We start from the raw sequence: 24,617 nt of genomic DNA, 5'->3' as shown, positions 1-24,617 counted from the left end.
GTCATGACTAGGTGTATAGCCAAATTTAAAGTGAGTTTAAAAAGTAACAACACTTGGTTTTTTGAATAAAAAGATCAAGAAAACACAGCTGCCTGCTTGACCGGAACTTTCTAATGGGTGACCCCTCTGGCTTAAGCTGTAAAAATGGTTTGCTATAATCGCGAAGCGATGGCCAACTGTTTTTATCAGTTTAAACAGCTTGTTATTCTTCTTTCAGCTTTTGCAAATATTTAATCAACTCATGGATGTTTGTGTAAGAGTTGTTATTTTCAGAGTCTTTTTCTGCTTTATAAATTCTTTCAGAATGGGCTAAAGCGGCTTCAAGAGTACCTTCACTCAATGACTTATTAAAAAAACCTTTTTGAGTTTTTTTATAATCAGGTAAATAAACTTTAAGATCATCTATAACTAAGTCACCTACACTTTTAGTTGGGGTTCTAGCATAAGGCTTTGTAGTCGGGTTGTAATGGAGTAATAACCAATATTCAAAAGATGGTATAGAAATAATTGCTTCGAATTTAGTTTGTTCATCTAGCCCTTTTTCACTCAACTCTTTATTTATATTTTTAACTTTTTCAATTGCATCGTAAAAAGTAGAATGAGAGTCTCTATCGAATACACAACAAACTTTGTTGTAGCTATCACCAGATGATAATTCCTGTTGGTATAAACTATATGCATGGTTTACAACATTTATCGGACTTGATCCACATTTTCCATCAATCTCAATGTTTGCTGAATCCAATTCCAAAGTAACTCTTATTTCCTCAAAATATATAGGTTCAGTTTTTTGCCCTTCACAAACAATTAAAACACGATCGTATGGTTGTCTTTTAGATTTCTTTCTTACACTGTCCTCAGATTTTCTTGCTTTGCGCTTATGAAAAAGATCTTCACTGCCCATATTAATCTCCTAAATACTCTAAGTTACTGACTAATGGCAGAGCTCCATAACGTCCAGATAAATAAGCTTTCTCTAGGTTATCAGTTCCTTTTCTCGGGCTAAAATCTGTCAAAGGATATACTGTGGTTGATTGATCTTTTTCTTTATTACAGAACCAAATTTGATCTCTTCTAAATACTCTTTGATCTAAGATTGAAGTCTCATGGGTAGTAAATACAAGTTGTGCATTCTTAGGGTTTGTTTTCTTGTTATTAAATAACTTAATTAAAAACTTAACCATATTGGGATGCAGACTATCGTGTAGTTCATCAATGAAAAGAACTTTTCCGTGCTCTAAACTATCAATCCAAGGGCCCGCAAATGAAAATAACTTTTGAGTGCCATCAGACTCTTCATCCAGATCAAATAAAACATCATCACCGTCTGAATCTTTATGGATTGTCTTAACATCAATAAATTCTTTGCCTTTTAGATCTGATAGTAATGATTCCTTCAACTCATTCGGCATCTCAGCAGGAAAAAAATTACTATCAATCTTGTGTGATTCTAAAGCAATGTTACTAATATCAAGATCAGCGGACTTAAGAAATTTTAAAACCGCTTGTTTACCTTTTTCATTTTCGCATAACTTAGCAGTGAAATCAGAATCCCAACCATTAATTCCTGTTACTTTTAATGTCTTTGCAAACCAGTCATATACTGGCTTTAATTGCTGGCTATTCAACATAACAGCCGTAGATAAGAATAGAGAGTTTGCTTTTGTTGATTCTTTCCATAATTGTTTTTTTCCTTGGAAATATGAAGAGAAGTCCCAAATATATTCTTGTTTTTCTTCATCAAACGCCCTAATAAACCAGCGCTGTGCTCGACCCTTTGGTGATGAAAATAACCATTCATCCTTGATTTGATTGTTGGTCAAAGAAAACCCGTATTGATATTTTACACCTTCAGCAATAAATACCACTTCAAACTCAGTAGCTTTCTTTGCTGTTTCTTTGGATAACCTGAATGGAGAAACGGGTAATTCATCCCCTCTTTGAGACTCCTTTGCAGAATTCATTACGATTGACTTCATTGTATTCAACGCAAGAATAAAGTTTGATTTACCTGCTGAATTGGCGCCATAAATTGCAGCTGTTTTCAATAAAGAAGTATTATACGGTTCTTCTAATTCAAATGTATTCTCTTCTAATTCATCGTTTGCTGTTTTGGTTAAATTTAAAGACTGCCTATGTTTAATTGACCTGAAATTTTCTACAAACATTTCAATAATCATATTAACGCCTAATTTAAAGTTGATTTTCGACAATTATAGTCGAATTTTGACTTTAAATCATCAACTAGCTAAATTTAAATGGAAATTTGAGAGTGAGGCATAACATCTTTATCAGAGGACACTTTCCCAATTTTAGCGCGAAAACGTCTTTATTTTGTGAACGTATATTAATAGCCAATAGTGTAAATTCTTGCCAACTATAAATATTATGCTTTATATAGCTTATATAAACATGCAAAAAAGAAGGAAGTCTCCTCTTATTCTTGCCAAGTTAATGACGACTCACCTGAATGACTGGTTCTCGCTCATAGCTGTCTTTCAGATGAAATATAAACCTATTTTTCAAAACTATGAGATCAGATATCAGCCACTGTAATTTATGCGTCTTCTTCTTTACTGATCAGATCAACCATGCGTTGACTAATCTCGTCATCGCTGAGATCTTCTTTATGAGTGCCTATTGTCCATACATGGCCAAATGGGTCTTGTAATGTACCGGCCCTATCACCGTAAAATTGGTCATGAACTGGGCGTATTTCTTTACCACCTAAGGCAACCGCATTAGCAAATACGGCATCTACATCTGCAACGTAAAGCATTAAGCTCACAGGCGTGCCACCAAGCTCATCTGGGCTTTTAAAATGCGCTTCAGGACACATATCTGAAAGCATAATATGCGAATCACTAATTTTAATTTCTGCGTGAGCAATCCCGCCATCTGGCAGCGGCATTTGCATAATGAGCTGGGCATTAAATACCTTCTCATAATACTCGATTGCTTTTGCTGCGCCGTTAATTATCAAGTAAGGAGTAATTGCATGATACCCCTTTGGTATTGCTGAAACCGTCATTTTACGCTCCAAATGTGTGACCTTATTAAATAAAGGTTAGTCGATATCAGCTGAAAGTCAGCTTTACAAAAATGAAAACTAAATACTCTGGTTTAAGTAATAAAGTAGTTATAGCCCTTTAAAAATAAATAACTCCCCCAAGGTCTATAAACACAGTGAGCAATTTAGCTATTTTTTGAAGGAGTTAATGATGAGCAAAACATTAATCATAGGCGCAAGTGGCCAGATTGGTAAAATAACGACACAGTTACTACTTAATGATCAGCATCAGGTTGTCGCTCTCGTACGTGATAAAAATAAGTTAAGCGATTTAAGCAGTCCCTACCTCAGCGTGACCGAGCAAGATCTCGAGGGTGACTTTAGCCAAGCATTTGCAGGCTGCGAACAGGTAATTTTTGTTGCCGGTTCTGGCGGAAATACCGGCGATGATAAAACATTATTAATTGATTTATGGGCTGCGGTTAAAGCCGTAAATTATGCAAAGCAATATGATATAAAAAACTTTATTATGGTCAGTTCAATTGGCGCAGATGATCCTGATGCAACAGAAAGCGATTTAAAACCTTACTTAGTTGCTAAACATATGGCTGACGAACATCTAATCAATAGCGGCCTAAATTATACTATTGTACGCCCAGGTTCACTTACCAACGACAGTGCTTCATTGCAAATCACCACACAACGGCCAAGTGAACGTAAAGATGCAAAAGTCAGCCGTGAAAACGTGGCAAATGCCTTGTTGCAAGTGGTAAAAACGGCTCCTGGTGACAACCGAATATTTGAGTTATTTGATGCCAATTAAAACCAGTATCTGGCTGTAATTACAGAAATACCAGGAGCTATAGCAGAATAATTTTCTGTATGCTCCTGCTGTTACTTAGCCTAACAATATTTATTAGTTTGGTGATTCAATGTATTACGCTAAACGTTATAGCGTTGAACTTTATATTGAATTACCAACTAATATTTTGAACACTCTGACCTTAAACCCTGTTTAGTAATCAATATCACTCCTGACTTTAAACAGCACATCGCCAATTTTCAAATCATTATATTTGGGTTGTGCAATCTCAATGTTATCTGCATCAATCAGTGTTTTTAGTAATTTAATTTGCTCGGGATTATCGATAGTCATGTATTTTGATTGCCATTGAGTACCATCATGAAACCACAGATTAGCTTCAGTTGAGTTATTCGTTTCATCTATAAATACATAATCGAGTTGTTCATCTTGATTTAAATCTATGGCGATAAAATAAAATGAATGACTTTTAAGCGGTGTCCAGCGGTTGAAATGTAAGCTCTCGAATACAGCCTGAATTAACTCATCCGAAAACACCTGCTGCCCAGGCCAAAACGTCGAGTGCGTAACAAACTCTGTTATTGATGTTTGCTCGGCTAAAGCCTCAAACTCTGGATTATCTGGGTTGACATACATTCGCTCAATGATCATTGCTTGCTCTGGATGAGTACTTTGAATTTGCGCTTGTAACTTTTGCATTGCAAGATAGCCTTGGCGTCCTAAATTACTTGAGAAGTAATAATAATCAAATTCTTCAATACTCACGTCACCTTCATTTAAGCGCGCGATTTGACTCTCGGTAGATACACGCTGAAAATTCAAAACTGGCGAGTTCACTAGTAGCATGAATATTAAAATCACTACCCCCATCACAATATTAACTTTGCTTTGCACTTGTTGCCATGCATCGCGCTTTTTAACGATCCCGACTAAATACCCGAATGAAAAACACGCAAGTAAAAGACACACTAAAATAGCCCAGCAGCGACCCACCGTGATCCCGTATTGTTCAACTCTAAGCCAAATGCCATAAGCGGCAATCACACTGTAAATTGGTAATAAAGCAATACCAAAAAATACTAACCTGTGTATTACAATTTTATAAGGTCGCTGATCAGCAGCGTATTGATAAACCGTATTCACAAAAAATAAAGTGAGTACCTGTAGCCATAAAACTAACGAGCTACCATTGCCTGTTTGCCATAATTTATCTAGCCCCGTAAACGGTAGCGTCGCTAAAAAGCCTAAAGAAATAACCGTAAGTACTGGCAGTAAAAACTTAATCAAGGTTTGCAATAAAAATGAGATGTTATCTTCTATATGCATAACCCCTCTAAAGATCACCGTGGCAAAACCGAACGCTAAGGTTAAAGTTGGGATCCAAAACCAGTCTTTTTTGAGTAGCTCAGAGAAAAATGTAATCTCTAACGCATTAAATAGCGCCGCTCCTAACTGCAAAATTCCCCAGAAAATTAAAACGAATAACCAACACTCTGCAAATAAAATAAAGTTACGCCATGAGAGCTTGAATAATTGGCTATAACTAATTGCTTCATTATCAATCAGTTGTTGGATATACATAAGTGCTTTAAAGCTGGCAATTAAGGCTGTGAATATAAAAATGGCCGTTAAAGCATCGTTATTAACCAGCGCAATAGGGTATTGCTGAGCACCAATATAAGCACCAAGGAGTGATAACAACAGACTAAATGGTAACAAGTAACTAAGCAGTTTTTTAATATTAGCTTGCTCTACAGCAAGTAAAGTCAGTAGCACAAAACTAATGGTAAAAGTAACTAAAGAAAACAACCAAACTGGCTCTGTCGCAGGCCATAGCTGATTTTCAACACTACGATATAACAAAGTAAGAACAATGCCTTGCACTAAGGAAAGTACAAAAATAAAAGGTTTAGGTAGTTGATTATCCATATCTATCACCGAGGTTTTTCATCAGTGTGCGATAAATGTACCTTTTATTCAATGATGATTACATTTTCAAGTAAAAGTCTTTACATAAAGCTATATACTCATCGCTATATTGAGCCCCTTGGCCATGAATCGTTAAACTGGTCAGCTCGCATTCTTGCATCTGATAAGCAAAGCACATTAAGCTCCTGCTCGGCGCTTTAGTGGCAGTAGTTTGTACTAAACAATGGCGCACTAAATACAAACCTTGTAATTGCGCTTGTGCAATAAACAACTGCGCTTCTGGGCAAGGTAGGATCACATTTAAAAAAGCATTTTGGTGACAAAGGTGTTTGAATGCCGTGATTAACTCACTAAAACTTAAGCTATCTGTATGACGTGCGGTATTACGAGCTAAGTCCTGCCCTTTTAAACTGGCATTAAAATACGGAGGGTTACTGATCACAACATCAAACTCAGTTGTGGTGGTTACTTGCTGAATAGCTTTTTGCATCAATTTAATATCGGGCCATGGGCTATTTGTAAAATTTTGCTGCGCATCAGCACATGCATTGGCATCAATTTCAACAGCATTAACCTGCATAGTTGGTTTGCGTTGCTTGCACATTAATGCCAACAACCCAGTACCTGTGCCAATATCAAGTAACCGCTGTGAAGTAGTTAAGTCAGCCCATGCACCGAGTAAAATTCCATCCGTCGAGACCTTCATCGCACTGCGCGTTTGCGCTACTTTAAATTGTTTAAACACAAAGCCTGACATTTTTTCACCTTTTCATTCACCAACTGGCGGATAGCGCGTATAATTACCAGCAATTGTCCTCTATTTTTGACACTCTATGCAATTTTCTGATTTTGATATTGATAACAAGATACTACAAGCCGTTGCTAAAATGGGTTACGAAACCCCAACTAGCATTCAACAACAAGCGATCCCTGAAGCGCTGCAAGGCCGTGATATTTTAGCCTCCGCACCAACCGGTACTGGTAAAACAGCGGCATTTTTGATCCCGGCGATTCAATACTTACTTGATTTCCCGCGTCGCGAGCCTGGTTTTGCCCGTGTTTTGATCATGACTCCAACGCGCGAGTTAGCTTATCAAATTCATGAACAGTGTGAACTACTTGCTAAAGGCACTAACCTTAAAATTGGTGTTGTTACTGGCGGTATTAACTACGGTACGCATAAAGAAATTTTTGAAAAAAATAACGATATATTAATCGCCACACCAGGGCGATTAATGGAATATTTAGAAACCGAAAACTTTCATGCCGAAAACGTCGAGATGCTTATTTTAGACGAAGCAGACCGCATGTTAGACATGGGCTTTCGTAAAGAAATGATGCGTATTTGCGAAGAAGCAAAAAATCGTCGTCAGTGCTTTTTATTCTCAGCCACTCTTGAAGGCGATAGCGTTGAACGATTTGCAGAGCAAATTTTAAAAGATCCAGCCCTATTAGAAGCTGAATCTTCACGTAAAGAAAAAGCTAAAATCCACCAATGGGTACACATTGCTGATGATTACAACCATAAATTAGCAATGTTGGTTGAAATACTAAACAGTGAAGACTTAAGCAAAGCTATTGTGTTTGTTAAAACCCGTGATCGCCTAGAAACATTAGTCGGCGAGCTGACCAATGCTGGGGTTCGCGCAGCCTGGTTACGTGGCGAGATGCCACAAGACAAACGCATGAAGGCAATGGAAAATTTCCACAGTGGCCGTACAAGAATATTAGTTGCGACTGATGTTGCCGCCCGCGGTATTGATGTGGCTGATATTAGTCATGTGATCAACTTTGATATGCCACGCACAGCAGACGTGTATGTTCACCGTATTGGCCGCACTGCTCGCGCAGGTAAGAAAGGCATTGCAATTTCGTTAGTAGAAGCCCATGACATTGCAGTATTAGCAAAAATTGAACGCTACATTGAGCTGCGCCTTAAACGCCGTGTTGTTAAAGGATTTGAGCCGCGTCATAAAGAAGCTAAAGCGCCAATCAAAAAACATAAAGATCCGGTAAAAATCAAAGCCCGTAAAAAGGCCAAAGCAAAAGCCAAGAAAAAGAAATAATTCATCTGCTTTGACGCTACATAAAAAGCCGAGACTTATCATAGTCTCGGCTTTTTACATTCAGTTTTACCTACTCGCAGTAAATTATTAAACCCTCTCATAGCAGTCATGCAAATTAATTATCTTGTGCTCCCCATTTAGCTTGCTCATTACAAGCTTGCAGCTACGACCATCACTTAACAAAAAATATATTGCATCGCTATAGCTGCACTAAACAGCAACTACAAATCTAAATTAGTTAGCTAATCGCCGTACTTTTTACTCAGTTGAATGTAAAAAATTCCAAAAACATTACCCGAACTTAAAATACCCCTTCAATTTCAATACGTTAAAGTTGGAATAAATATTGTAACAGTAAGCTTACTATTCACTAAACACATACAATAGATGTTATGAGGGAAATCATGGACCGCTTCAAATTAACTGTATCATTGGTATCACTTTGCTGTGTATTTTTACTCGCCTGCGCAACGCAAGTCAGTGCAGCCACTAGTACAATTATGATCAGCAGCGTTTCTCCTCAACCAACACTACAGCAGACTATAATTGATAAACTGCGTAGCAATCCAAACCTAAACCTCTCGCAACTGCGAGTACACGTTGATGGCAACAAAGTAGCCATTTATGGTCTAACCGAAACCGGCTTTGAACGCGCACTGGCACAAAAGTTTTTAGAAAACACCCAAGGTGTGGCAATTATTGAAAATAAAATGCAGGTGAGAGATTGAAGAGTTTAAAGCTGCTAGGCTAAAGATTAAAGAGTTAAAGCAACTGATTTTCTGGTGATTCAACTTAGGTTTACTTAAAACACAGAAAACGCAAATCTCCAGAACATGACTTACAAAGTAAAATCCCAGCTAAACGCATACTTATGGTTTAGCTGGGGTTTAGCTGTAATAAAATTAGAAATTGCGTATTTCTACCGTTGAATTATTAAACTCAAATTTATTAATTTTGCCGCATTGAGCAACATGATTAGTACTAGCATAAGGGGTGTTTACTTGCGCGATATTACCCTCCCAGCCCTGACCATTTTTAATAAACGCTTTTACCTCAAACCATCCATTAACCGCTTTGCTGCAATCCATATCAACATCAAGCAGCCAATAATGTTCACCCCAAATATTCAGTGGTGTAACACCAAAGCCATCATTAGCAACGGTTTTTTCTGCTCCCCAAGTTGCTGGCCAAATATTAGTTGTCCAATCGGTTGCGGTCCCTTGCGCCTCAATACTTTGGCCCGTTTCAATACCATACCAATCTAGGTAATTATCGTTTGCTTTCCAAGGACTGGTAGTGGCACTTTGCAAATTATTATGGCGAATTGGCATAGCACATTCAAAGTTGCTTGTTTGGCAGTTACGCCCAAGGTTTGTGTTTGCATAAACATGGTCAATCCCGCCGCGAATAAACATATCTTGGCCAGTTTGCGTTTGTGCGTTAATAAATATCACAGTTCGCTGCCAATCACTCTGAGGATCAGGGGTTGAGTTAGTGGTTAACTTGGCATTTTTATGAATAGCCATTGCATCCCACGCGGCTACATTTAAGTTTATAGTGCCATTTGCATTAACAGTAATAACTTCACCAGTACAACTTGTTGCATCATTAGTCAGCACTCCTTTTAGCACATTACAGTATTGCCCTGGAGCCATATCTGTTTGCACAGTAGTATTGAGTGTTGAGCCTTCTTTATTAATGGCAACATGACCTGAACTTCCTCTACCAAAGGCTATTTGATTATTAGTATTATCCCACCAATTGGTTGTTGCCCAGTTATCAGCCGTATTATTTCTAAAATCTACGCCACCTGCAATGTATGCCCAACGATGCTCACATTGCCAATTACTCGCAAAGCATTCTAAATTACCGTTGTTATGTACAGGTACGCTTGGGCCACCAGCATCTGTGTCACCATGATAATCGTAACTAGACATTACTTTTGGATAACCATAGGGGTAAGCCAACATAAATACGTTTGCTAAGTCGTACAAGCGGCCATCTTCAAAGGTAATTACATTACCGGCACCACCATGACCGCGTTGATTATCATGATTATCTACAAATACTACAGCTGATGCACTTGGCATAAACCCCCACCCTTCACCAAAATTACTTAACCATGCGAGCGAGCCATTTCTAAAGGTATTGCCAAGTTCAGTGCTGTATTTAAACTCCGTAACTAAACCTGACGCTAAATACTCAGAGGCACCAACAGCCTCGCCACCTTGATCAATTACTTCTTGAAAGACCACTGGCGAGCCATTCACTTTCGCCATTAAACTTTGAATATCACTGGCTGCAACATGTTTAGAGGCATCAAACCGAAACCCCTTAACACCAATGGCTTGTAATTCATTAATGTAAGCCGCTAATGTGTTTTGGACATACGTTGCAGCGGTATCTAAATCTGCTAGTCCAACTAACTCACAGTTTTGTACTCGGTAACGATCGTTGCCGTAGTCAGAGCCATTAATGGTGCAACTGGTGTGAAAGTCTTGTGGGCTATAAATTGGGTATTGTTTATTACCATAGGTATTACCAGCGGTACCTGTACCACTGCCTGCAGCCATATGATTGATTAAAGTATCTACATAAATATCAACGCCAGCGGCATTACAGCGATTAACCATATCAATAAACTGCTCGCGGTTACCGCCTCGGCTTTGCAATAGGTAACTGACAGGTTGATAACGCGTCCACCATTGGCTGCCTTGTATATGTTCATTAGGCGGCGATACCTGTACCGCAGCATAGCCTTTAGGTCCTAGGTATTGTTCACATTCGAGGGCTACATCTTGCCAGTTCCATTCAAATAGATGGACGAATGTTGTTGGTGTTGCATTTGCAATCGACGTAGCACCACTTAGGGCAATGCTTAGCCCAATAGTGGTTACTATTTTTTTAATTTTCATTGTGTGTTCCGTTGTGTTGTCAAGTAATAGGCATTTTCAATTACAAATAATTAACAATAGAGAGGTTCTCACAAAATGAAAATTGAATACGTATGCAATCAAAAATTCAAAAACACCACCGATTATGGATGCTTAGCACAAATGCAGTGGCACGAGTGTATCGCTAACTTATTCTTTGTGTGTGTTGGAGTGTTTATTAACGGGCAGTACAGAGCGGTAAAACGAGTATACGGTTTTTATCTTTATTACGAATTAAATGGTACTAATCTTGAAGTTTGTGGTTAGCTTTTGCAGACTGCTCTACAAAGTGATTATTTATGTTGCGCGTTTTTGCGATTTTGGCATTCATTAAGAACCTGTAGCTTTTGTGCTGGGCTTGCACTGTGCCACGCGAGAATTTCATCAAGGGTTCTAAAGCAACCGATACAGGTATCGTTTTTATCCAAACAACAATGCCGAATACATGGGCTACTTGGTTCTTCATTGCTCACTTTAATGTTATTCATTAATTTTACCTTCGACTTTACTTATTAGACACTAGCCTTAGTTTTAGCTCGTGTCTAATAAGTGCAGTAGATAATCGGCTAGCGATAACTAAACTATGGCCACTGCCTTTTACTTGTTTTGATGCTTCGCCATAAATGCTGTCTATCAGTAGAAAACTTAATACTGGTAAATATGCGCCAATCAACAACTGTATTACCAGCTGTAAATTTGTGTAAATTAGCACTATCAACAGGTAAATATTACCTGTTGATAGAACCATTTATTGTTCTGAGTGCTGGCGCTTTTCAGTGATCATCGCATCGAGTTTTTCACCGCCTTTAATACCAAAATCAAGGGTGCGAATTGGGAATGGAATACTAATATCAGCGTCACTTAGCGCTTGTTTGACTGCCACAATTGCTTTATGGCGTACGGTCATAAAGTCTGCGTCGCCGGGGTATTTGATCCAAAACCACACCAGTAAGTTGACACTACTGTCGCCAAACCCTTCGGCATAAACAGCGGTTTCGTCTTGTTTAATTACAAAATCAAATTCATTGATTTTTTTAACTATCACCTCAGCTGCCAGCTCTGGGTCATCACCATATGAAATGCCCACCGGCACTTCAATGCGGCGTACACCTAAGGTACTGTAATTACGTAATACATTACGAAAAAGTATTTTGTTAGGCACTAAAATCAGTTGCCCATAAAAGTTTTCGATAAGCGTGTTACGCAAATTTATTGAGCGCACATTGCCAAACACATCATCGGTTTTTATAACATCGCCTGTTTTAAAGGGTTTGCGAATACCCATAGCAATACCAGCTATTAGGTTCTCGGTCATATCTTGAAAGGCAAAACCAATTGCTAAACCAACAATCCCAGCACCAGCCAGTAATGACGTTACAGTGCCTTTTAGCCCTATAAAATCGAGGGCAACAAATAACCCAACACACAGTACTATCATCTTGAATATCGATGCCATTAAGTCTGCAATTTGTTGGGAGTCTAACGAGCGGCGTAAAACATTGCGCATCATCGAACCTAAAAAACGCGCGAGAATTGAGAAAACAATGGCGATGATCACCGCCACTATAAAATTAGGTATATGACTTATTACGACATCAAACCAGCCACCGAGTTTTTCTTCAATAAGTTTTTCGGCATCGCTGATAGAAGGTATTTTTAGCATTGCTTAACCTTGATTATTTTATAAATAGTGTCAGGTTATTGCAAAATAAGCGCCAAAACTAAAAAGCCATGCATTGCATGGCTTTTAAACAGATTAATAACTAGTTTTGTTCATCTCTTAGAAATACTGGCTCCAGCTCTTTTTGGGTCGCTTCGCTACTGTAGTAGTAACCATCAACAGTAAACTTTTTTAAATCACTTAACTGGGTAACTTTATTCTCAATAATGTAGCGAGCCATCAAACCGCGCGCTTTTTTAGCATAAAAGCTGATAATTTTATATTGGCCGTTTTTACAGTCTTTAAAGTGTGGAGTAATGATTTGCGCGTTTAAGGCTTTTTTATCAACCGCTTTAAAATACTCGTTTGATGCTAAATTTACTAGATATTGGCTATCTTGCTCAGCGAGTACGCTATTTAGTTTATCAGCAATAATACTGCCCCAAAATTCATAGAGGTTTTTACCACGGCTGTTATCAAGCTTAGTGCCCATTTCTAAGCGATACGCTTGCATTAAATCAAGTGGTTTTAATAACCCGTAAAGGCCTGACAAAATACGTAGATGACTTTGCGCGTAATCAAGTTGCCCGGCAGTTAAGCTGTTTGCATCTAAACCACCATATACATCGCCATTAAAAGCCATCACGGCTTGTTTAGCGTTGTCGGTAGTAAACGGTTGCGACCATTCACTAAAGCGCGCAGCATTAAGGCCTGCAAGCTTATCGCTAATTTTCATTAAACTGCCAATTTGTGCCGGCGTTAATTCGCGGCACACCGTCATCAACTCTTCGCTGTGCTCAAGTAACTCAGGTTGCGTGAATTTATCAGTGCTTGCTTGGCTCTCGAAATCTAAATTTTTTGCAGGTGAAATAACAGTGATCATAGTTAGCTATTGACTTGGAAATTATTTAATGTCAATTTCAACATTAAATGAAACGAAAAGCACGTTTTGTTTATATCAATTAGTTAGAATTGATTGGTATGATACCTACCTTATTCGCACAGCAAATTATGCTATGCACCTTCGTTCTTCACTGATACGGACATAAGACCTATTAAGCGCTGTCACAGTGCTGCAGTATAAGGTAGTTACAGTAGATTTTCTTTTAACTTGCTTGGAATGAGGAAAGCAAATGACTTCAGCTCTACAAAGGCTCAAACAACATTCATCTATCGTGGCCGACACTGGTGATATTGAAGCGATTAAAAAACACCAACCGGAAGATGCAACAACTAACCCTTCATTGCTATTAAAAGCCAGTGAAATTGAAGCCTATAAGCCGTATTTAGATAAAGCGTGGAGTTATGCTAAAGAAACCGAGCAAGACGCTGCTAAACAATTAGAACTAGCCTGTGACTACTTTGCTGTATTACTAGGTAAAGAGATCAGTGACATTGTGCCGGGTTATATTTCAACAGAAGTTGATGCGCGTTTATCATTTGATACTCAAGCAACAATTGCTAAAGCACACACATTACTAAGCCTTTATGAAAAAGAAGGTGTGAGTAAAGATAAAATCTTAATCAAAGTTGCCTCAACGTGGGAAGGTATTAAAGCCGCAGAGCAACTTGAAAAAGAAGGTACTAAGTGTAACTTAACGCTGCTATTTAGTGATGCTCAAGCCCGTGCTTGTGCAGATGCTAACGTATTTTTGATTTCACCATTTGTTGGCCGTATTTTAGATTGGCACGTTGCTAACGGCTTAGAAAAACCAACCGATCCATTACAAGATCCAGGCGTGCAATCAGTACGCAGTATTTTTGAATTTTATAAGCGCCATGATTATAAAACGGTTGTTATGGGCGCAAGTTTCCGTAACACCGGTGAAATCATCGCACTAACTGGTTGCGATAAACTAACCATCAGTCCTAACCTTTTAGAAGAGCTAGGCAACCTTGAAGGTGCACAGGAGTATTTACTTGAAAGTGATATTGCTAAAGAGCCTAAACCTGCACCACTAACTGAAGCTCAGTTCCGTTGGTTACATAATCAAGATGCCATGGCGACAGAAAAACTAGCTGAAGGTATTCGTTCTTTTGCTGATGCACAAGAGCAACTAGAAGCGCGTTTTAAAGCAATGTAATCGCTTTTATCGTTTAAATTAAACGTCGCATTTGCGGCGTTTTTTTATGCCTGAAAATAATCTCTATTCATTAATTTATCACTTACCTGTAACATAAATGTCACTTTTTTATTCTATTTTAGTGTGGCCTGTGGTATAGGTATTTTCGAGGTTCAAAAAATTCAATAGGAGAAGTTCATGGATAGCCTAGACGATATTTTAGAGATATTAGAAGGTCCTGATACAACAAGAAAGACCTCTCAGAAAAATAAAAAGAGAAAATGGCGCGAAATCGAAGCTTTAAAAGACAAGCAACGTTTACGTAAAGAACTACAGGAACTAGACTTTTTTACAGACAATATTGCGATTGATGAATTAGATTTTTAATTTCGCAATAGCTACTAACCAACTAAAAGGCCCTTACCGATAAAGTAAGGGCCTTTGTTTTTATCAGTTAACGTATATTCTGCGCAGAATAATAACCCCCGCCTACATCCGTAGCTGCGATTTTACATCGCGACAAGCTTAACATTCTGCGCGGGATAAACTCGCACCTACAATTCCTAAACTTGCCAATCGATCGCTGTTTGCCCTTGCTGTGTTAATAACTGATTGGTAGCGGAAAAATGCTGGCAACCAAAGAAGCCACGATGCGCAGACAACGGCGATGGGTGCGGGCCATTTAAAATATGGTGACGCGTACTATCAATGCCTTTACCTTTCTTTTGTGCGTGAGCACCCCATAAAATAAATACCACACCTTCACAGTGTTGATTAATATGGGCAATAACCTTATCGGTAAACTGCTCCCAACCTAAGTGTTTATGGGAATGGGCTTGGCCTTGCTCAACAGTCAGTACGGTATTAAGTAAAAACACCCCTTGCTCTGCCCAGCGTTGTAAATAACCGTGCGTAGGCACGCGAAAACCATCGATATCTGTAGCCAGCTCTTTATAGATATTTTTTAATGAGGGAGGAAGTTTACCAACCTCTGGTAATACCGAAAAACACAAACCATGTGCTTGTCCTTCGCCGTGGTAAGGATCTTGTCCTAAAATAACCACTTTTATATTACTTAACGGTGTTGCATCAAATGCACTAAATACATACTGCTCTGGCGGATATACAGCAATACCTTCGCTGCGCTTTTGAGCGACTGTATCCAACGTCTGCTGCATATAAGTTTTTGCACATTCGGTTTTTAAAAAGTCTTGCCAATCACTCATTGTGGCTCCTTAATTGCAACGCGTGAATCATCTATTTTAGTACACATATCAGCAAGACCATCCAACATACGCGTGGTAAAGCGGTGTAGTAAATCAGCATTGACGCTAATAAACTGATGGTGCTTTACCGCGGGTACTTCGGGCCATTGTGTCCAATCAATCACAGTTTGCTGCGCTTGTGACTTTTCATTAGGCAATATAATGATCTCTGGTTTTGCCACGATCACATTTTCAATACTTATCAGAGGGTAATCAGTTCGGCTGCTAGCAAATACATTACGACCTTGGCAAATTTCGATTAACTGATTGATCCAGGTATTTTTACCCACCGTCATCATCGGTTCTGCCCATAGCTGGTAAAATACCGCGACCTTACTTTTACCTTGCTGCTTGGCTTTGATTACAGCAATTTTCTGCTCAAATTCAAGTGCGGCTTGCTCGGCTGATTGCTCATGTCCAGTAAGCTCACCTAAACGGCGCAGTTCATTGGGCACTTTATCTACTTCACTCGCGTCACTGTAAATTATATCAATGCCAAAACTTTTAATACGTGCTAAATCCTCAGTTTTGCTACCCGTTTTCCATGCTAAAACTAAATCAGGTTTGAGGGCCAGTAGCTTTTCTATTTGAATACCTTGGTGACCACCGATACGTGGGATATCATTGGCCGCAGCAGGGAAATCAGCATATTCCACGGTTCCCACGATTTGCTCACCAGCGCCGATGGTATAGAGGTTTTCAACAATATGCGGGGCCAAGGCGATAATTCTTAATTGCTGCTTGTTAGGATCAGCCACGAGCTTAAAGCAGCACAGAGCCAGCGATAAAACGAGTACAAGCCTAAGCGTAGCCATTAATAATCAAATCCTATTTGCGCTTTAACACCAGCATCAAATGCATGCTTAACATTGCGCACTTCACTAACAGTATCAGCTAAGTCAGTTAACTTGCGGTGCGCACCACGACCAGTAATAATTAAAGATTGCATTGGCGGACGATTAGCGATCACTTCGAGTGCTTCGTCTAAATCAATGTAGCCGTAGGTGATCATATAAGTAATTTCATCAAGTAATACTAAATTAATTGATTCGTCAGCCAACATACGTTTTGCTTCTTGCCAAGTCGCTTGCGCCGCTGCGGTATCTGATTCTTTATTTTGCGTCTCCCAGGTAAAACCTGTGTTCATAATGGCAAATTCAACTCCTGCGCCTTGCAATACATTACGCTCACCACACGGCCAAGTACCTTTAATAAACTGGCACACAGCAGCTTTCATGCCATGGCCTACACAACGTGTTACCGTGCCAAACCCTGAGGTTGATTTACCTTTACCGTTACCGGTGATCACCTGAAAAACACCTTTCTCAATTTGTGCTGCGGCTATACGCTCATCAACTTTATCTTTTACTTTTTGTTGGCGTTGTTGGTGCTTGTCGTTATGTGTGTCGCTCATGATTAACTCCTTCCCAGTTTTGGTAAATTTGCGTTATTTTGTCTAAATCTAAATGTTCTTTACACATCGTGGCTAAGCGCGTTAATTGCTGCTCGCGATGTGTGTCTATATCTATTAATTGGGTAATACCACTATTTGGCAATACCCAATCCAGTATTAGTTGCGTAGCTGCACTGCTATCAAATAAGCCATGTAAGTAAGTACCTGCTATACAATCATCATCTGATATAAAACCATCTTGCACAACATGCTGTGGATGCTGAGTAAATTGTAAAAAAGGCTTTTTAAATGCTGGGCCTGCGCTACAACCAGCGTGTATTTCATAGCCTGCGACTTTTGCCTGTTGACCGCCAAGATGGATCACACCGGCAGCTTGAGTTAGTACTTTATGCTGCCCTAAATGAGTGGCAAAATCAGCGAGCCCTAAAGCTTTACAGTGTGTTTTACTTGATTCCACACCCTCAGGGTCATAAATATCTGTGCCGAGCATTTGCAAACCTCCGCAAATACCTAATAACTTACCGCCATAACGCAAGTGACGCTGAATCTGCTCGCCCCAGCCTTCATTGTTTAAAAAGGCTAAATCATTAATAACATTTTTACTGCCAGGAATGATGATCAGATCAACGTGTGGAATTACTTGAGTATGGCGAATGTAATTAATGTCAATTTGCGGGTTTAAACGCAGCGCATCAAAATCAGTGTGGTTACTAATATGAGGAAGTAGCAATACTGCGATTTTTATTTTTGCTTGGCTTACTTGATTATCTATCGCTACCGCGTCTTCAGCATCGAGGGCGAGATCATGTAAATACGGCAACACCCCTAAAACTGGTTTACCGGTGTACTCCTCAAGCCAATCAAGGCCACCTTGCAATAAGCCTATATCGCCACGAAAACGGTTGATCACAAAGCCTTTTACTCGTGCTTGTTCTGACTCGCTTAATAGCGCAAGAGTACCGACCAAATGCGCAAACACACCGCCTTTATCTATATCTGCAATAATGATCACGGGGCAATCAACCGCTTCGGCGTAACCCATATTAGCAATATCACCCGCACGTAGATTAATTTCAGCCGGGCTGCCCGCCCCTTCAACTACCAGTAGCTCAAACTCTTCGCTTAAACGCTGTTGCGAAGCCAGTACCGCATCCATCGCGACTTTTTTATAATCATGATAAGCACCTGCTTCCATATTACTAATGGCTTTACCGTGAATTATCACTTGAGCGCCAGTATCACTATTGGGCTTGAGTAAAATGGGGTTAAAATCAACCCGTGGCGCCACTTTAGCTGCAATCGCCTGTAGTGCTTGCGCACGACCTATTTCGCCGCCATCTTCTGTTACAGCGCTGTTTAAGGCCATATTTTGTGGTTTGAATGGAGCAACTTTGATCCCGCGTTCAACAAATACCCGGCACAATGCTGCAACTAAAGTACTTTTCCCTGCATCAGAAGTCGTACCTTGTACCATTAATGTTTTCATCATGACTGCCCTTTCAGTGTTAAGGCAAGACCTGCCATTATAAATTCAACTCGCGCAGCTTTTGCGGCAATGGCTTGATGTAACCAGCCTGATTCATCTACAAACCGGCGGCTTAGCTCGCCCAGAGGCACAATGCCGTGGCCAACTTCGTTACTGACAAAAATCACTTGCCCCGGTAAATTTTCAAGGGTCTTTAGTAGTGCTGATTTCTGTTCATCCCAACAATCACTTGTGGCGTGACATAAACAGTTACTTAACCATAAGGTTAAGCAATCAACTAAAATACAGTTATCTTTGCTGCTGTGTGTTTGTAACGCCTCAGCCAATGCAATTGGCTCCTCAACTAACGGCCAATCGACAGGGCGCTGTTGTTGATGATGGACTATACGATCTTGCATTTCAGTATCGTGGGCTTGCGCCGTTGCGAGGTAAATAACGCTTTTATTGCTTTGCTGTGCAAGCTGTTCAGCAAAGCGGCTTTTTCCACTGCGTGCGCCGCCTAAAATAAATGTGTGGTTAGCGTTCATAATACACTCACGAAAGTCAAGTAAATGGCAATTTCACTTAGCTGCTGCGCCGCACCTAAACAATCGCCAGTGTAACCACCTAACTGCTGTTTAAACCAGCGGATCAAAATGACTCTTAGGATCAGTAATACTGCGATAAGAATGAATACGGTTTGCCATAACAATACACCAACAGCAATCAAGCTAACCAGTAAAGTAGCGGCGGTTACAAGTAACATAACTAAACTAGTGACCGATAGGTGCATAGCAAGCGGCTTTACTTTTGAAGTCGCATCCTCACTTACATACTCCATCCCCATAATTAAACTGGTTGCCACTACTCGGCTTACACATTGCCCGATAACAATTGCACTCAATACAGTAATCAATGACTCACTAAGAAAGAGTAGGCTTTGAAATTTAACCAGCAGCATAATAAATAATGCCGCTGCACCATAAGTACCAAGACGACTGTCTTTCATAATGGCAAGCTTTTGCGACACCTGCCAACCACCGCCAAAACCATCCCATACATCGGCCCAGCCATCTTCATGAAATGCGCCTGTTAATAACAACCCGACCGCCATCATTAGTAATACACTTATTGATGCTGGTAACAGTAATTGAAAAATGCCGTAGCTGAGTGCTAATAATCCACCAAGCAGTAAACCCACTAAAGCAAAATAGCGACTTGCTTGATTTAAATGAGCACCGCTTACATTAAAGCGCAACTGCACCGGTAGCCGGGTTAAAAAGCTAATTGCTAATAACAGTAACTGCCATTGCGTTACTTTATTTGCCTCTAGGTTAGGCATTAACTGACAACCTGCTCAACACCAGCATCAGCAAAACTAGCCATCTGATTATAAAAACCAAGTGCGGCTTGCAATAATGGTAAACTTAACGCAGCGCCAGTGCCTTCACCCAAGCGTAAATCAAGTTGCAGCAGTGGCTTAACATCGAGTGCGTTTAACATCAGTCGATGGCCTTGCTCATTTGAGCAATGTGCAAAAATTAAATAATCTTTCACTGCTGGGTTAATATTAATTGCGGCCATTGCCGCAGCACTACAAATAAAGCCATCAACTACTACAGCCATGCCTTGCTCAGCCGCAGCCAACATAGCTCCCGTAATATGCACAATTTCAAAGCCACCTAACGCTGCAAGTAGTGAAATAGGATCTGCTAAATGTAACTGATGCAATACCAGCGCTTGCTCTACAACTGTTATTTTACGCGTAACAATATCATCACTAACACCCGTGCCTTTGCCAACACACTGCTGTGCAGGTAAATTCAGCATAGCTGCCATAATCGCTGCTGCACTGGTGGTATTACCTATGCCCATTTCGCCAAAGGCAATTGTATTACAACCACTATGACTGAGCTGCTGCACCAGCTGTTTAGCATTATTAAAGCCTTGCTGTACCTGCGCGGTATTCATTGCCATGTCTGTATTAAGTGGCTTTGTTATACTTCCTAGACGGCAATTATGGACACTTGGCGCTGTGACTGGATGCAAAATACCACAATCAATCACTTCTAATTGCCAACCTAACTGTTGGCAAAAGACATTAATAGCGGCACCACCGCTGACAAAATTAGCTACCATTTGTGAGGTGACATCACTGGGCGCTATCGATACCCCTTGTGCAGCAACACCATGATCTCCTGCAAATACCAGCAAAGTAGGCTTATTGATTGCAGGTGCAAAGGTTTTAAAAGCATCTTCGCTTGCCACTTTTTGGCTAAACAAAGTAACCAGTTGTATTGCACATTGTTCTAACTGTCCAAGTGCACCAAGCGGTTTAGTTTTTTGGTTAATCTTATCAATGATGAGGTGACCAAATTGATTAGTTACTGTGGGTATATTAAACATCTGACTAACTCTCTCGCTTGCGAAAATAAAGTAACGATAAAAAGAAAATACTGCCTATTGCAGAAGTAATAACACCGATTGGCAATTCTTGATTTGCAAGTAAAACACGCGATAGCACATCAACCCACACCATAAATATACCGCCAACTAAAGCCGTCATGATCAAACCAGTAATAGTGCCTTGCGACACAAAAAACCGTACTATATGCGGGATCATCAAGCCAACAAAACCAATACCACCACACATCGCCACTAACACTGCAGTGATCAATGAGCTCAATACCAACATTAATAACCGAAACCGCTGTACCGGTATTCCTAAAGTTGCAGCACTTTCATCACCTAGTAACATTGCATTTAGTTGCCGACGAAAACCCATCATCAGCCCTGTGCAACTAATAATAACTAAAGCGGGTAACCATAACGTTGACCATTGTGCGCGAGCAAAGCTGCCTAGCGTCCAAAATAAAATAGCCGTGATCGCCTGCGGATCACTAAAATATAAAAGTAAGCTGGTAAAGGCACTGAATAAAAAGGATAAAGCGACCCCAGCCAAGAGCATGCTTTCAACTTGTCCGCGACCTGCTCGTCCGGCAATAAAAACCAGTAATAACATAGTCAATAAACTACCAACAAATGCCGCGGCCGACATTGTTATTCCCGCGCTGACTCCTGTTAGTGTCATAAAACATACCACACCAAATGAGGCTCCCGATGAAATACCAAACAAGTAAGGATCGGCTAACGGGTTACGGGTTACGGTTTGTAAAATTAAACCAGCAATAGCTAAACCAGAGCCAGCTAAAAACGCCAACAATGTTCGTGGCATTCGCAGTTGCCATATGATCCGCGCTATAAAGGAGTCATCTCCCTGACCTATAATACTGTGGTATACATCAATGAATTTACTGGTCGCAGCACCAAAGCTAAGTGCTATAAAAATGCTCGACAAGGCAAAGAATAACGCCACGCTGACTGCAAAATAATTATTTTTTTGCATCAACGCCACCACCTTGATAACCGTAAAAATAGGTAATACGCGGAATGACCTTATTTAATTGTTTACTCTGTGGATGCGCCGAGACTTCGGCACAGACACCAAATACTTCGCTAAGCATTTCTTCCGTGATGACGTATTCTGGGCTACCCGTTGCAACTAACTTACCTTGCTTTATCACCAGTAGTTCATCACACATACTTGCTGCAAGATTAAGATCATGGAACGACGCTAATACCGTTACATTTAGCGATTTAGCCAACTCCATTAATTGAATTTGATATTTAATATCTAAGTGGCTGGTAGGCTCGTCCATAATTAATAATTGAGGGCTTTGTACAATTGAACGTGCTATCAATGCGCGTTGCTTCTCGCCACCGGAAAGGGAATCAAACGATTGCTGTAAATGATGGCTCAAGCCAACTTGCTCAATCGCCTGAAAAATAATTTGTTGATCATTTTTAGTTGTCGAACTAAATAAGCTTTTATGCGGCGTAAGGCCAAGACTCACTACATCAAAAAGCGATAGATTAAATTGCGAAGGTGTTTCTTGCAGCACCACAGCAACCTGCTTGGCATATTCATCCGCACTTAGCTGCCAAATATTTTTCCCTGCAAATATAACCTCACCGCACACTGGTTTAGTGTAACGGTATAAACAACGCAATAAACTTGATTTACCTGCGCCATTAGGCCCTAACAAACCGATAAACTGGCCTGGTTTTATTGCAAAATTAATATCGTGCAAAATGGCGGTATTTGCCACCGACCACGATAAATTAGCTACTTCAAGTAAAGGGGGATCAATTACTGCTGGTATTTGCAATGTGTTATCTCTCTAGCAATAGCTAAACCCAATACACTACAAACCATTATGATCATGGTGATAATAGAAGAGTTAGCCCGCTCAATAGGTAATAAATTAACGTATTTTGTATCTGACTTATCGCGCTTGCGACTTACAGTTGCGGGAACAGTTGAGGAGTTACACCCCATTCCAAAATACATAAGGCTCTATTATGGGCGGGTGAGTAAATATTTCAATTAATATCTTTCTAGACGGCTAAAAATAGTCTTTTAAAACACAATTCTGGGCCATGCTTTATCGCTATCATCTATGTAAATATCAATACAAATAAGCTTCCCATAACCGATTGAAAATATGTTTTGCTGATTCGACTCTTTTGGTAACTGACAAATAATACCTAATAGTTGCTTGATCACTCCGGCATGCGTTAAAACTAATTGTGCTTGAGTACGATTACTTGCAATATCAATTAGTAACGTTTGCCACCACGTTGCTATTCGCTGATAAAAATCCCTCATACTTTCGCCATGAGGGGGGGTTACTTGCCAAGGGCTTTGCCAGAAATCGCCAAGACTAGGAGAATCCGTCTGTTGCCACAAATCATCATATTTACAGCCATCCCAATCACCAAAATTAAACTCTCGGAGCTGATCAGTCAGAAAAAGTGGTATTTGCTGGGCATGGCTAAAAGATCTGGCAAATTCGCTACAACGTTTCAAAGTCGAACTTTGTACAAGCTCAATATTAGTTAGCTCATTGCACGCTTGATGTAATTGCGCACGGCCAAGTTCACTGAGTAAAAAATCTGTCTGTCCGGCCAAGACTCCTTGCTCAATCAATTCGCCATGGCGTAATAAATAAACGCGACTAGAAAATGGCGGCATAAAGCCCTCTTACATTAAAGAAAAGTACTTTTAACAATAGCATAATGGTCATCCTAAACGGATTAAGCGCACATCAAAATGTAGAACGGCATTAGCTCCTATTTTCCCACCATTCCCCTTGCGCCCCCACGCCAGCTCTGCAGGAATTACAAATTTATAGCGAGAACCAACCGACATCAATAAAGTACCTTCTCGTAATCCTTCGATTGCCTCATCTAAGGTAAATACTTCAGGCATTCCAGCTTTATAACTATCAGCTATTACGCTGCCATCAGCAAGCATAATACGCTGATTGATGACCACGGTATCAGTGTCAGTTACTAGCTCACCAGAGACCTCATCTATTACTTTATACATCAAACCAGAAGCACACAGTTGAGTATCAGCATGATTACTAAATTTAACTATGAAGCTTTCACTGTTTTTACGATTGAGTCCTGATGAACCTTTTGATTTAGTTGTTTTTTTACGTGCCATGAAGCCCCACTATTTGTATGATAAATATAATAATCTTATCGCATAGGTAGAGGCCTAAACGCAAGTTTTATAGTGAGTTTGCGAGTTTTTCAAAACAATAAAATGATCTTATACCAATCGTGTTAAGTTACTGACCATTTATAGCGACAGATAAATGCAGTGATAACAAGGCATAAATTTTGACATATAGTGGTTCTACATGAAAAATTTATAACGCAGTTAGCGCTTTATTTAGCTCGCTAGAATGGTTAAATATTTAAGTCGATTGGTATTATACGTATAAGAGTAAATGATACCAATCTGCATAAAGATTAAGTCAATTTTATCCAGTCTCTAGAGCATATGCTTTTAACCGTATCAGGAACAGAAATGAATTTATTCCACGCTTGCGAAACCTGTTCGACTATTTCTTCATAA

At 39.8% G+C, this 24,617-nt stretch carries 26 protein-coding genes and 1 riboswitch; of the genes, 6 read left to right on the top strand and 20 right to left on the bottom strand.

What is annotated here, in order from left to right; all coding sequences use genetic code 11:
* Positions 1-202: 202 nt before the first annotated feature.
* From H5158_RS19535 to H5158_RS19525, 3 genes are all read right to left on the bottom strand, one after another.
* Positions 203-904: an RloB family protein gene (locus tag H5158_RS19535; RefSeq protein ID WP_182740695.1), complete on the bottom strand. Its 702-nt coding sequence runs from the start codon at positions 902-904 to the stop codon at positions 203-205.
* 1 nt (position 905) lies between these two features.
* Entirely contained in the window at positions 906-2,180 is a 1,275-nt protein-coding gene (locus H5158_RS19530; RefSeq protein ID WP_182740694.1) for an ATP/GTP-binding protein, read from the bottom strand.
* 377 nt (positions 2,181-2,557) lie between these two features.
* The gene (locus H5158_RS19525; protein ID WP_310736224.1) at positions 2,558-3,031 is read right to left on the bottom strand and encodes a VOC family protein; all 474 of its coding nucleotides are present in this window, start codon (positions 3,029-3,031) and stop codon (positions 2,558-2,560) included.
* A 190-nt stretch (positions 3,032-3,221) separates the two neighbouring features.
* On the opposite strand from H5158_RS19525, the gene H5158_RS19520 reads away from it, so the two are divergent.
* A complete protein-coding gene (locus H5158_RS19520; RefSeq protein WP_182740692.1) occupies positions 3,222-3,833 on the top strand; it encodes an SDR family oxidoreductase in 612 nt (203 codons plus the stop codon).
* Between the two features lie 192 nt (positions 3,834-4,025).
* Here the strand turns inward: H5158_RS19520 and H5158_RS19515 are convergent, their stop codons facing one another.
* Both H5158_RS19515 and H5158_RS19510 read right to left on the bottom strand, forming a co-directional pair.
* Positions 4,026-5,762 (bottom strand): DUF4153 domain-containing protein, encoded by a 1,737-nt coding sequence (locus tag H5158_RS19515; protein ID WP_182740691.1) that lies wholly within the window; start codon positions 5,760-5,762, stop codon positions 4,026-4,028.
* A gap of 58 nt (positions 5,763-5,820) precedes the next feature.
* Positions 5,821-6,519 carry a tRNA1(Val) (adenine(37)-N6)-methyltransferase gene (locus H5158_RS19510; RefSeq protein WP_182740690.1) on the bottom strand — a complete coding sequence of 233 codons (699 nt, stop codon included), beginning with the start codon at positions 6,517-6,519 and terminating at the stop codon, positions 5,821-5,823.
* Positions 6,520-6,595: 76 nt separating this feature from the next.
* On the opposite strand from H5158_RS19510, the gene srmB reads away from it, so the two are divergent.
* Both srmB and H5158_RS19500 read left to right on the top strand, forming a co-directional pair.
* Entirely contained in the window at positions 6,596-7,828 is a 1,233-nt protein-coding gene (srmB, locus tag H5158_RS19505) for an ATP-dependent RNA helicase SrmB (RefSeq protein WP_145237725.1), read from the top strand.
* A gap of 404 nt (positions 7,829-8,232) precedes the next feature.
* A complete protein-coding gene (locus H5158_RS19500; RefSeq protein WP_182740689.1) occupies positions 8,233-8,556 on the top strand; it encodes a BON domain-containing protein in 324 nt (107 codons plus the stop codon).
* A gap of 174 nt (positions 8,557-8,730) precedes the next feature.
* On the opposite strand, the gene H5158_RS19495 is transcribed toward H5158_RS19500, so the two are convergent.
* Positions 8,731-10,743 carry an alpha-amylase family protein gene (locus H5158_RS19495; RefSeq protein ID WP_149983402.1) on the bottom strand — a complete coding sequence of 671 codons (2,013 nt, stop codon included), beginning with the start codon at positions 10,741-10,743 and terminating at the stop codon, positions 8,731-8,733.
* Between the two features lie 75 nt (positions 10,744-10,818).
* Here H5158_RS19495 and H5158_RS19490 point away from each other — a divergent pair, with 75 nt between their 5' ends.
* Positions 10,819-11,028 carry a hypothetical protein gene (locus H5158_RS19490; protein ID WP_182740688.1) on the top strand — a complete coding sequence of 70 codons (210 nt, stop codon included), beginning with the start codon at positions 10,819-10,821 and terminating at the stop codon, positions 11,026-11,028.
* Positions 11,029-11,054: 26 nt separating this feature from the next.
* Here the strand turns inward: H5158_RS19490 and H5158_RS19485 are convergent, their stop codons facing one another.
* The 3 genes from H5158_RS19485 to yaaA form a co-directional block, all read right to left on the bottom strand.
* Complete coding sequence (locus H5158_RS19485) at positions 11,055-11,249, bottom strand: DUF1289 domain-containing protein (protein WP_145242920.1); 195 nt, start codon at positions 11,247-11,249, stop codon at positions 11,055-11,057.
* A 260-nt stretch (positions 11,250-11,509) separates the two neighbouring features.
* On the bottom strand, positions 11,510-12,424 hold the full coding sequence (locus H5158_RS19480; RefSeq protein WP_182740687.1) for a mechanosensitive ion channel family protein: 915 nt from the start codon (positions 12,422-12,424) through the stop codon (positions 11,510-11,512).
* A 100-nt stretch (positions 12,425-12,524) separates the two neighbouring features.
* On the bottom strand, positions 12,525-13,304 hold the full coding sequence (gene yaaA / locus H5158_RS19475; protein ID WP_149983400.1) for a peroxide stress protein YaaA: 780 nt from the start codon (positions 13,302-13,304) through the stop codon (positions 12,525-12,527).
* A 250-nt stretch (positions 13,305-13,554) separates the two neighbouring features.
* Here yaaA and tal point away from each other — a divergent pair, with 250 nt between their 5' ends.
* Together tal and H5158_RS19465 are read left to right on the top strand one after the other, a co-directional pair.
* Entirely contained in the window at positions 13,555-14,505 is a 951-nt protein-coding gene (gene tal, locus H5158_RS19470; RefSeq protein ID WP_145242912.1) for a transaldolase, read from the top strand.
* A 177-nt stretch (positions 14,506-14,682) separates the two neighbouring features.
* Positions 14,683-14,871: a DUF3545 family protein gene (locus H5158_RS19465; RefSeq protein WP_145242910.1), complete on the top strand. Its 189-nt coding sequence runs from the start codon at positions 14,683-14,685 to the stop codon at positions 14,869-14,871.
* Between the two features lie 176 nt (positions 14,872-15,047).
* Here H5158_RS19465 and ung read toward each other — a convergent pair whose 3' ends face one another.
* The 11 genes from ung to H5158_RS19410 form a co-directional block, all read right to left on the bottom strand.
* A complete protein-coding gene (gene ung / locus H5158_RS19460) occupies positions 15,048-15,710 on the bottom strand; it encodes a uracil-DNA glycosylase (protein WP_145242908.1) in 663 nt (220 codons plus the stop codon).
* Positions 15,707-16,564: a cobalamin-binding protein gene (locus tag H5158_RS19455; protein WP_182740686.1), complete on the bottom strand. Its 858-nt coding sequence runs from the start codon at positions 16,562-16,564 to the stop codon at positions 15,707-15,709. The genes ung and H5158_RS19455 overlap by 4 nt, the downstream gene beginning before the upstream one ends.
* A complete protein-coding gene (gene cobO / locus H5158_RS19450; protein WP_182740685.1) occupies positions 16,564-17,163 on the bottom strand; it encodes a cob(I)yrinic acid a,c-diamide adenosyltransferase in 600 nt (199 codons plus the stop codon). The genes H5158_RS19455 and cobO overlap by 1 nt, the downstream gene beginning before the upstream one ends.
* On the bottom strand, positions 17,147-18,649 hold the full coding sequence (locus H5158_RS19445; protein WP_149983409.1) for a cobyric acid synthase: 1,503 nt from the start codon (positions 18,647-18,649) through the stop codon (positions 17,147-17,149). The genes cobO and H5158_RS19445 overlap by 17 nt, the downstream gene beginning before the upstream one ends.
* Positions 18,649-19,176: a bifunctional adenosylcobinamide kinase/adenosylcobinamide-phosphate guanylyltransferase gene (gene cobU, locus H5158_RS19440; protein WP_182740684.1), complete on the bottom strand. Its 528-nt coding sequence runs from the start codon at positions 19,174-19,176 to the stop codon at positions 18,649-18,651. The genes H5158_RS19445 and cobU overlap by 1 nt, the downstream gene beginning before the upstream one ends.
* A complete protein-coding gene (locus tag H5158_RS19435) occupies positions 19,173-19,970 on the bottom strand; it encodes an adenosylcobinamide-GDP ribazoletransferase (RefSeq protein WP_182740683.1) in 798 nt (265 codons plus the stop codon). Before H5158_RS19435 ends, cobU begins: the two co-directional genes overlap by 4 nt.
* On the bottom strand, positions 19,970-21,034 hold the full coding sequence (gene cobT, locus H5158_RS19430) for a nicotinate-nucleotide--dimethylbenzimidazole phosphoribosyltransferase (RefSeq protein WP_182740682.1): 1,065 nt from the start codon (positions 21,032-21,034) through the stop codon (positions 19,970-19,972). The genes H5158_RS19435 and cobT overlap by 1 nt, the downstream gene beginning before the upstream one ends.
* Before the next feature lie 4 nt (positions 21,035-21,038).
* The gene (locus H5158_RS19425) at positions 21,039-22,034 is read right to left on the bottom strand and encodes an iron ABC transporter permease (RefSeq protein ID WP_182719503.1); all 996 of its coding nucleotides are present in this window, start codon (positions 22,032-22,034) and stop codon (positions 21,039-21,041) included.
* Positions 22,021-22,857 (bottom strand): ABC transporter ATP-binding protein, encoded by an 837-nt coding sequence (locus H5158_RS19420; protein WP_220491373.1) that lies wholly within the window; start codon positions 22,855-22,857, stop codon positions 22,021-22,023. Before H5158_RS19420 ends, H5158_RS19425 begins: the two co-directional genes overlap by 14 nt.
* A gap of 85 nt (positions 22,858-22,942) precedes the next feature.
* Positions 22,943-23,068: riboswitch (cobalamin riboswitch) on the bottom strand.
* Between the two features lie 40 nt (positions 23,069-23,108).
* Positions 23,109-23,723 (bottom strand): histidine phosphatase family protein, encoded by a 615-nt coding sequence (locus H5158_RS19415; protein ID WP_182740681.1) that lies wholly within the window; start codon positions 23,721-23,723, stop codon positions 23,109-23,111.
* Between the two features lie 48 nt (positions 23,724-23,771).
* Complete coding sequence (locus tag H5158_RS19410) at positions 23,772-24,200, bottom strand: FKBP-type peptidyl-prolyl cis-trans isomerase (protein ID WP_182740680.1); 429 nt, start codon at positions 24,198-24,200, stop codon at positions 23,772-23,774.
* Between the last annotated feature and the right edge of the window lie 417 nt (positions 24,201-24,617).

This window comes from Pseudoalteromonas sp. SR45-6, from assembly GCF_014163545.1.
Taxonomy (GTDB): domain Bacteria; phylum Pseudomonadota; class Gammaproteobacteria; order Enterobacterales; family Alteromonadaceae; genus Pseudoalteromonas; species Pseudoalteromonas rhizosphaerae.
Note: the sequence above shows the minus strand (reverse complement) of the source record. Positions and strands in the feature narration are given on the sequence as shown.

Excerpts from the sequence above, each read along its gene's own strand:
- H5158_RS19535 (WP_182740695.1), bottom strand. The coding sequence starts at position 904 with ATGGGCAGTGAAGATCTTTTTCATAAGCGCAAAGCAAGAAAATCTGAG.
- H5158_RS19530 (WP_182740694.1), bottom strand. The coding sequence starts at position 2,180 with ATGATTATTGAAATGTTTGTAGAAAATTTCAGGTCAATTAAACATAGG.
- H5158_RS19525 (WP_310736224.1), bottom strand. The coding sequence starts at position 3,031 with ATGACGGTTTCAGCAATACCAAAGGGGTATCATGCAATTACTCCTTAC.
- H5158_RS19520 (WP_182740692.1), top strand. The coding sequence starts at position 3,222 with ATGAGCAAAACATTAATCATAGGCGCAAGTGGCCAGATTGGTAAAATA.
- H5158_RS19515 (WP_182740691.1), bottom strand. The coding sequence starts at position 5,762 with ATGGATAATCAACTACCTAAACCTTTTATTTTTGTACTTTCCTTAGTG.
- H5158_RS19510 (WP_182740690.1), bottom strand. The coding sequence starts at position 6,519 with ATGTCAGGCTTTGTGTTTAAACAATTTAAAGTAGCGCAAACGCGCAGT.
- srmB (WP_145237725.1), top strand. The coding sequence starts at position 6,596 with ATGCAATTTTCTGATTTTGATATTGATAACAAGATACTACAAGCCGTT.
- H5158_RS19500 (WP_182740689.1), top strand. The coding sequence starts at position 8,233 with ATGGACCGCTTCAAATTAACTGTATCATTGGTATCACTTTGCTGTGTA.
- H5158_RS19495 (WP_149983402.1), bottom strand. The coding sequence starts at position 10,743 with ATGAAAATTAAAAAAATAGTAACCACTATTGGGCTAAGCATTGCCCTA.
- H5158_RS19490 (WP_182740688.1), top strand. The coding sequence starts at position 10,819 with ATGAAAATTGAATACGTATGCAATCAAAAATTCAAAAACACCACCGAT.
- H5158_RS19485 (WP_145242920.1), bottom strand. The coding sequence starts at position 11,249 with ATGAATAACATTAAAGTGAGCAATGAAGAACCAAGTAGCCCATGTATT.
- H5158_RS19480 (WP_182740687.1), bottom strand. The coding sequence starts at position 12,424 with ATGCTAAAAATACCTTCTATCAGCGATGCCGAAAAACTTATTGAAGAA.
- yaaA (WP_149983400.1), bottom strand. The coding sequence starts at position 13,304 with ATGATCACTGTTATTTCACCTGCAAAAAATTTAGATTTCGAGAGCCAA.
- tal (WP_145242912.1), top strand. The coding sequence starts at position 13,555 with ATGACTTCAGCTCTACAAAGGCTCAAACAACATTCATCTATCGTGGCC.
- H5158_RS19465 (WP_145242910.1), top strand. The coding sequence starts at position 14,683 with ATGGATAGCCTAGACGATATTTTAGAGATATTAGAAGGTCCTGATACA.
- ung (WP_145242908.1), bottom strand. The coding sequence starts at position 15,710 with ATGAGTGATTGGCAAGACTTTTTAAAAACCGAATGTGCAAAAACTTAT.
- H5158_RS19455 (WP_182740686.1), bottom strand. The coding sequence starts at position 16,564 with ATGGCTACGCTTAGGCTTGTACTCGTTTTATCGCTGGCTCTGTGCTGC.
- cobO (WP_182740685.1), bottom strand. The coding sequence starts at position 17,163 with ATGAGCGACACACATAACGACAAGCACCAACAACGCCAACAAAAAGTA.
- H5158_RS19445 (WP_149983409.1), bottom strand. The coding sequence starts at position 18,649 with ATGAAAACATTAATGGTACAAGGTACGACTTCTGATGCAGGGAAAAGT.
- cobU (WP_182740684.1), bottom strand. The coding sequence starts at position 19,176 with ATGAACGCTAACCACACATTTATTTTAGGCGGCGCACGCAGTGGAAAA.
- H5158_RS19435 (WP_182740683.1), bottom strand. The coding sequence starts at position 19,970 with ATGCCTAACCTAGAGGCAAATAAAGTAACGCAATGGCAGTTACTGTTA.
- cobT (WP_182740682.1), bottom strand. The coding sequence starts at position 21,034 with ATGTTTAATATACCCACAGTAACTAATCAATTTGGTCACCTCATCATT.
- H5158_RS19425 (WP_182719503.1), bottom strand. The coding sequence starts at position 22,034 with ATGCAAAAAAATAATTATTTTGCAGTCAGCGTGGCGTTATTCTTTGCC.
- H5158_RS19415 (WP_182740681.1), bottom strand. The coding sequence starts at position 23,723 with ATGCCGCCATTTTCTAGTCGCGTTTATTTATTACGCCATGGCGAATTG.
- H5158_RS19410 (WP_182740680.1), bottom strand. The coding sequence starts at position 24,200 with ATGGCACGTAAAAAAACAACTAAATCAAAAGGTTCATCAGGACTCAAT.